4 protein-coding genes are annotated in these 7,197 nt (G+C 74.9%); 1 reads left to right on the forward strand and 3 read right to left on the reverse strand.

Going from position 1 to position 7,197, the window contains the following annotated elements:
• The 3 genes from ACWDD7_RS24455 to ACWDD7_RS24465 form a co-directional block, all read right to left on the reverse strand.
• Nucleotides 1–314 (reverse strand): sugar phosphate nucleotidyltransferase (locus tag ACWDD7_RS24455; RefSeq protein WP_450458912.1); only part of this gene is annotated, 314 nt, incomplete at its 3' end.
• 121 nt (nucleotides 315–435) lie between these two features.
• Complete coding sequence (locus tag ACWDD7_RS24460) at nucleotides 436–4,872, reverse strand: Rne/Rng family ribonuclease (protein WP_450458913.1); 4,437 nt, start codon at nucleotides 4,870–4,872, stop codon at nucleotides 436–438.
• Between the two features lie 262 nt (nucleotides 4,873–5,134).
• Nucleotides 5,135–5,905, reverse strand: a complete 771-nt coding sequence (locus ACWDD7_RS24465) for a TIGR03936 family radical SAM-associated protein (protein WP_450458914.1) — start codon at nucleotides 5,903–5,905, stop codon at nucleotides 5,135–5,137.
• A 279-nt stretch (nucleotides 5,906–6,184) separates the two neighbouring features.
• Between ACWDD7_RS24465 and ACWDD7_RS24470 the strand changes: the two genes are divergently transcribed.
• Nucleotides 6,185–7,051 (forward strand): YhjD/YihY/BrkB family envelope integrity protein, encoded by an 867-nt coding sequence (locus ACWDD7_RS24470; RefSeq protein ID WP_450458915.1) that lies wholly within the window; start codon nucleotides 6,185–6,187, stop codon nucleotides 7,049–7,051.
• Nucleotides 7,052–7,197 lie beyond the last annotated feature (146 nt).

The raw sequence follows: 7,197 nt of genomic DNA on the forward strand, positions 1-7,197 counted from the left end.
AGCGCGTCCCGGCCGCACCACAGGGAGTAGGCGTTGTTCCACTCCTCGGCCTTGTCGTTGTCGATGAGCGTGAGCTTGAGGCCGTACTTCTCCTCGAACTCGGCCTTGCGCGCGTACACGGCCTCCTTGCGGTAGCCGACGATGACCGCGACCTCGGTCAGACCGATCTCCGCGAAGTTGCCGAGGGTCAGGTCCAGGACAGAGACGGCCTCGGGCCCGTCCTCCGCGCCGACCGGCACCAGGGCCTTGGGCAGGGTGTCCGTGTAGGGGCGCAGACGCCGTCCGGCGCCGGCCGCCAGCACGAGGCCTATCATCGCGGTTCTCTCCTTCGGTTCAGGGTCGCGGGCCGGGGACGCGGTGCCCCGGCCCGCTGGAAAAAGCAGGTGCGGCCCTCTCCTCGCGGACAGGACCGCACCCCGACGCGCCGGTGACCGGTCAGTCGACCGAGGTCGGCTGCTTGGTCGCCGCGGCCTTCTTCGCCGCTGCCGTCTTCGTGGCCGCGGCCTTCTTGGCCGTCGTCTTCTTCGCGGCGGTCTTCTTGGCGGCGGTCTTCTTGGCCGCCGTCTTCTTGGTGGCCGCCTTCTTCGCCGTGGCCTTCTTGGCCGCCTTGCGGGCGGTCTTCTTGGCCGGGGCCGCGGCCTCCTCGACGGAGGCCTCCTCGGCGGGAACCTCTCCGGCGGGTGCCTCCACGGAAGCCTCCGCGGCCGCCTCGCTCGCGGCCGCCGGGACGACCACGACGGCCGTCTCCTCGGGCGCGGTCGGCGCGGCGGCCTGCCGCACGGCACGGCGGCGCGGACGGGCCGGGGCGGCGCTCTCGGCGGGCGCCGGCGCCTCCTCCACGGCGGGCTCCGCCACCGGGGCCGCGGGCGCGGTCTCGGCGACGGTCACCACGGTGGCCTCGGCACCCGCGGGGGAACCCGCCGGCGCGGACACCTTCCGGGTCGCCCGACGGCGCGTACGGCCCTTCGGCGCGGCTTCCTCGGCGGCCTCGGCGACCTCGGGCGCCGGGACCACCTGGTCCTCGGCGGCCACGGGCCCGGCCAGCGCCTCGGCGGCCGGCTCCGGCCGCACCGGGCGCGCCGCCGCCTCTTCGGCGGTGACGTCCTGGGCGGTCGGCTCGACGGCCTCTTCGCTGTCCTTCGCCCTGGCGGCGGCCTTCCGGGCAGGCCTCTCCGCCTTCGGCGCGCCCGCCGGGGCCGATACGCGACGGCTCGCCCGGCGGCGGACACGGCCGCGGCCGGCTGCCGCCTCCGCCTCGGCGACGCTGCTGTACAGCTCCTCGTCCGGCGCGAACTCCGGGGCCGCGAGGGCGACCGGCGCGGCGATCTCGGCGGCCACCTCGGCGGCGGTCTCGATCTCCGGCTCGACGGCCTCGCCGGTCTCCACGGCGACCGCGGCGGTCTCGTGCACGTGCTCGTGCGGCTGCTCCTGCCCCTCGCCGCCACGGCCGCGCTTCTTGCGCTTGCCGCCGCCACCGCCGCCGGAGCCGGGCTGCTCCAGGTGGACGATGACACCACGGCCGTTGCAGTGCACACAGGTCTCGGAGAAGGACTCCAGCAGACCCTGGCCGACCCGCTTACGGGTCATCTGCACCAGGCCCAGCGAGGTCACCTCGGCCACCTGGTGCTTCGTCCGGTCGCGGCCCAGGCACTCCAGCAGGCGGCGCAGCACCAGGTCGCGGTTGGACTCCAGGACCATGTCGATGAAGTCGATCACGATGATGCCGCCGAGGTCGCGCAGCCGCAGCTGGCGCACGATCTCCTCCGCCGCCTCCAGGTTGTTCCTGGTGACCGTCTCCTCCAGGTTGCCGCCCTGGCCGGTGAACTTGCCGGTGTTGACGTCGATGACGACCATCGCCTCGGTCCGGTCGATCACCAGCGAACCGCCGCTGGGCAGCCAGACCTTGCGGTCCAGCGCCTTGGCGAGCTGCTCGTCGATCCGGTAGGTGGCGAAGGCGTCGACCTCGGAGGTCCACTTCGACAGGCGGCCCGCCAGGTCCGGCGCGACGTGCGCGACGTACCCGTGGATCGTCTGCCAGGCGTCGTCACCGCTGACGATGACCTTGGAGAAGTCCTCGTTGAAGATGTCGCGCACGACCCGGACGGTCATGTCCGGCTCGCCGTACAGCAGCGTCGGGGCGTTGCCGCTCTTGGCCTTCTTCTGGATGTCCTCCCACTGCGCCTGGAGCCGCTCGACGTCGCGGCGCAGCTCGTCCTCGCTCGCGCCCTCGGCGGCGGTGCGCACGATGACGCCCGCGTCCTCGGGGACGATCTTCTTGAGGATGGTCTTCAGCCGGGCCCGCTCGGTGTCGGGCAGCTTGCGGCTGATGCCGGTCATGGAGCCCTCGGGCACGTACACGAGGTAGCGGCCCGGCAGGGAGACCTGGCTGGTCAGCCGCGCGCCCTTGTGCCCGATCGGGTCCTTGGTGACCTGGACGAGCACGGACTGCCCGGACTTGAGGGCGGTCTCGATGCGCCGCGGGCCGTTGCCCATGCCCAGCGCCTCGAAGTTGACCTCACCGGCGTACAGGACGGCGTTGCGGCCCTTGCCGATGTCGATGAAGGCGGCCTCCATCGACGGCAGCACGTTCTGCACCTTGCCGAGGTAGACGTTTCCGACGTACGAGGTCGACTGCTCCTTGTTGACGTAGTGCTCCACGAGCACGTTGTCCTCAAGGACGCCGATCTGGGTGCGCTCGCCGTGCTGGCGCACGACCATCACGCGCTCGACGGCCTCACGGCGGGCCAGGAACTCGGCCTCGGTGATGATCGGGACGCGGCGGCGGCCCTGCTCACGGCCCTCGCGGCGGCGCTGCTTCTTGGCCTCCAGACGGGTCGAGCCCTTGATGGACTGCACCTCGTCGGACGGCTCGCTCTGCTTGCGCGGCTCGCGGACCTTGACGACCGTGCGCTCCGGGTCGTCGGAGGACGGCTCGGTGTCCATGGAGGTGTCACCGGCGCGACGACGGCGGCGACGACGGCGACGGCTGCCCGCGCTGGAGCCACCGGACTCCTCGCCGCGCGCCTCCTCGTCGTCCTCTTCCTCCTGCTCGGCGGTGTCCTCGGCGTCCTGCTCGGCCTGCTCGGCGGCCAGTTCCTCGGTACCGTCCTCGGCGCCCTCGCCCTCGGCGGCGTCCCCGCGGCGACGGCGGCGGCCGCCCCGGCGGCGACGGCGGCGGGAGGACGACTCCTCGTAGCCCTCGGCGTCCTCGCCCTCGCCCTCGCCCTCGGCGCTCTCGGGCTCTTCTTCCTCGTCCTCGGCGACGGCCTCGGCGGCCGGGGCCTCCTCGACGCGCTCGGCGCGGCGGCGACGGCGACGGCGCGAGCCGGTCTCGGCACGCTCCTCGGCGTACTCCGCGCTCTCCTCGGGCTCCGCGGGCTCCGCCACCTCCACGGCCTCGGCCGCGGCCTCGGCGGCGGCGCGCTCCGGGGTCTGGAAGCGCGGTTCGGCGAACACCGGCGCCTGGAAGACGGCGACGGCCGGACGCGCGGGCCGGCGCGAGCCCTCCTCGGCCTCGGCGGCGCGCGCGGGCTCGGAGAACCCGGACGCGGGGCGCACGGCCCGGCGCCGGGCCCGACGCGGGGCGGCGCTCTCGGCGGCCCCGGACGCCTCGGCGGCGGCCGGCACGCTTTCGGCGGCCGCCGCGGGCTCGGTGGTGTGCGTGGTGACGGGAACCTCCGGGGTGTGCGCGGCCTCGGCAGCGGGGGTGCTCTCGGGCACGGTGACCCGGCGGGTGGCGCGACGGCGGGTGCGACGCGGGGCGGCGTCCTCGTCCGTGACCTCGACGGCGGACTCGGCGACCGGGACCTCGGCGACCGGGACCTCGGCGACCGGGGCCTCGGCGGCGACCGGCGTCTCCTCGGCGGCCTTCGGCACGCCGGCGGGCGCGGAGGCCCGGCGGGTGGCGCGACGGCGCGGACGGGCGGGGGCGGCCTCGGCGGCGGGCTCCTCGTCGGCCGTCACGGCCTCGGCGGCGTCCTCGACCGTGGCCCGGACGACGGTCTCGGTGGCCTCGGCGGACTCGGGCGAGCCGACGGGCGCGGAGACGCGGCGGGTGGCCCGGCGGCGGGGACGGGCGGCGGGAACGGCCTCTTCCGTCCCGGGGGCGGCCTCGGCGGCGGCCGGTACGACGGCCTCGGCGCTCCCCACGGCCTCGGCGACCTCGGCGGGCGCGGACGCACGACGCGTGGCGCGACGGCGCGGACGCGCGGCGGGCACCTCCTCGACCGTCTCGGCCCCGGCGGCAGCGGTCTCGGCGGCCGGTACGACGGCCTCGGCGCTCTCCACGGCCTCGGCGACCTCGGCGACGGGCGCGGCGGCCCGGCGGGTGGTGCGACGGCGGGGACGCGCGGCGGGCGCCTCCCCCTCGGCCGGGGCCTCTGCGGCGACGGCCTCCGCCTCGACCGCGCTCGGCGTCGCGACGCTGCGCGTGGCCCGGCGGCGTGCGCGACGCGGGGCGGCGTCCTCGCCGACGACGACCTCGCCGCCCTCGGCGACCTCGGCGGCCGGGGCCGGCGCGACGGTCTCCGCCGCCTCGGTGGCGGCGGGCGCGCCGGCGGGCGCCGACGCACGACGCGTGGCGCGACGGCGCGGACGCGCGGCGGGGGCGGCCTCCTCGGCCGCCTGGGCCGCCGCGGCCTCCTCCGTCTCCACGGCCGTGGCCGCGGCGGCGGCCTCCTCGGCCTCGACCGCCTCGTCGGTCTCCTCCGTCTCCGCGGCCGGTATGGCCGGGACGGTGACCTCGGCGGGCGCCTCCGCCGCGACGGGCGGACCCGCGGGTCGAGAAGCGGCACGGCGACGCCTGCGCGGCGGCAGGGTGTCGCTCGGTGTGTTCAGTTCGGAACCCTCGTTGGGTTCGGTCGGCTCAAGCATGCGGGCGGTTCTCCCGTCAGGCTCCCGGGCGCCGCGCCTGGTCCGGCACCGGCCCGAAGGGGGCCGTCCACCGGTGACGTCCGCGGCCCGCGCGATGCGCGGTGGCCGCCGTCCGGGGCGCGGGCGCCGCACGGGAGCACTCTGTGTCCTGTCTCGCCGGTTCCGTACGCCTTGTCGGTACGGCCTGGCGAAAGTCTTCTGGTCGGTGCGCTGCCCGACCCAGGTGGCTCCCGAGTACAAGGGCGGCGCTACGACGTCCGTCCTACGCGGGACCTTCCGGCGCCGTCGCGGCGGCAGGCTGCGCGGCCGTCAGGGCCTTGGCTGCCTCGCGGTCGGGCGCGAGCGGGTCGGTCACCGTGCCGGTCTCTTCATCGAACAGCCCCTGCGCCAGCCTGGTCACCGCTGCGGGCACCGGCGGCGCCAGGTCGGCCACGGCGCGGAGACCGGACAGGACGTCGTCGGGTCGTACGGCAGGCGTCACGTGCCGAACAACCAGCCGCAGTATCGCACAGGGCTGGTCGGTCGGCCCATCAGCCGGTGCACCGTGTGCCACGAGGCTCGCCACGGCCGGGCGGGCGTCGAAGGTGCGCACACCGTTCTTGGTCATGCGCTGCACCTCGACGGACCCGGCCCCGTTGAAGGCCTCGACCGCGCGCTCGGCGTCGGCCGGATCGACTCCGGCGAGCCTGAGCTCCCAGACGGAGGCCGTCAGCCGGTCGGCGAGACCCGAGGTGTGCGCCTCGACCGCGTCGACGATGTCGAGCCCGGTGGGCAGCGACTCGTCGAGGAGGACGCGCAGTTTCCCGGGGTCGCGCGACGCGGTGAGCGCGATCTCCAAGTACTCCGCCTCACTGCCGGTGCCGGTGGGTGCGGCATTGGCATACGAGACCTTCGGGTGCGGCGTGAATCCGGCCGAGTACGCCATGGGCACCTCGGCACGGCGCAGCGCACGCTCGAAGGCGCGCTGGAAGTCTCGGTGGCTGGTGAACCTCAGGCGGCCGCGCTTGGTGTAGCGCAGTCGGATGCGCTGCACCGCGGGTGCGGGCGGCGGGCCTTCGGGCTGTCGCTTGCCCAGTGTCCTGTCCTTCGTGAGAGCGGTTGTACTCCTACCAAGAGTACGTGCCGCGGGACGCGGAGGTTCCCGTCGTGTCGACGCGGGCGGGACGGGGAGCGCCGGTTACCCTTCACAGCCACCCCTTTGATCATTTTGCCCGCTTCTGAACGATCCCCGGAGGGTACGACGGCGGAGAACCGCGGCCGGCGCCTGCTCAGGGCCCTCACCTTCTGGCTGCGTCCTGCGTTCACACTGCGGGTGCTGAGCCGGTTCCAGCGGATCGCGGGCTTCGACCGCTCCATGGCCCTGGCCTCCAGCGCCCTGACCGCGCTGGTGCCGCTGGCGATCCTGGCCGCGGCGGTGCTGACCAGCGTCGGTTCGTACGACATCGCGCAGCACCTCGTCTCGCGCTACGGCCTGACGGGCGAGGGCGCCGCGGCGGTCGAGTCGCTCTTCGCCCCCGAACAGGAGAAGGCGGACGTCAGCGTCGTCGGTGTGCTGTTCCTGGCGGTCTCGGCACTGAGTTTCACCCGAGCCCTGCAACGCCTGTTCGAGCAGACGTGGGAGCTGAGGTCCCTCAGCGTGCGCAACACCCGCAACGGCTTCGGCTGGCTGCTTTCCGGCGCCTGCTACATGGCGGCCAGCAGCCTGGTCCACGCCCTGCCGGGCGGGGGCCGGGCGCATCTGGTCAGCGTGGCCGCGGAAGTGCCGGTGACGGCGGTCTTCCTCGTCTGGAGCGGCGTCCTGCTGTCCGCCCGCCGCGTCGCCTGGCGCGATCTGATCCCCTTCGGCATCACGGGCGCCGTGGCCACCGGCCTCTACTCCGTGGGCGCGACGCTCTACCTCCCCCACCTCTTCAACACCTCCGCCCAGCGCTACGGCGTCGTCGGCGCCGTCTTCGCCATGATCTCCGCCCTCTTCGCGGTCATGCTCTGCGTCGTCGGCGCCTCGGTCGTCGGCCGCGAGATCCGCGACGAACTCACCCGCATCTCCCACGGCGAACGCACCCCCGACGACGAGGTCCGCCGTCAGTGGGACGCCATGGTCGACCAGGCACGCTCACGCTGGCGCACGGCCCGTGGCCAGGTCACCCGCCGGCACTCCGAGCGCCCGCCGGACGACTGAGCCGCCCGGACCGCGCCACCTGGTCGGATCTCCCGAGGAACCTCCGCCCGGGCCCGAAAACAAGACCCGGGCAGGGTTCCCCTCGCTCATCCGCCGTCTGCGGTCACTCGCTCGGCTGCTCGGTCGGCGTGGCCGGTGCCTCCGTG

This window comes from Streptomyces sp. NPDC001056 (genome assembly GCF_053598955.1).

What these genes read in the sequence shown, in the direction of transcription:
- ACWDD7_RS24460 (WP_450458913.1), bottom strand. Translation starts at nt 4,872, where the DNA reads ATGCTTGAGCCGACCGAACCCAACGAGGGTTCCGAACTGAACACACCG.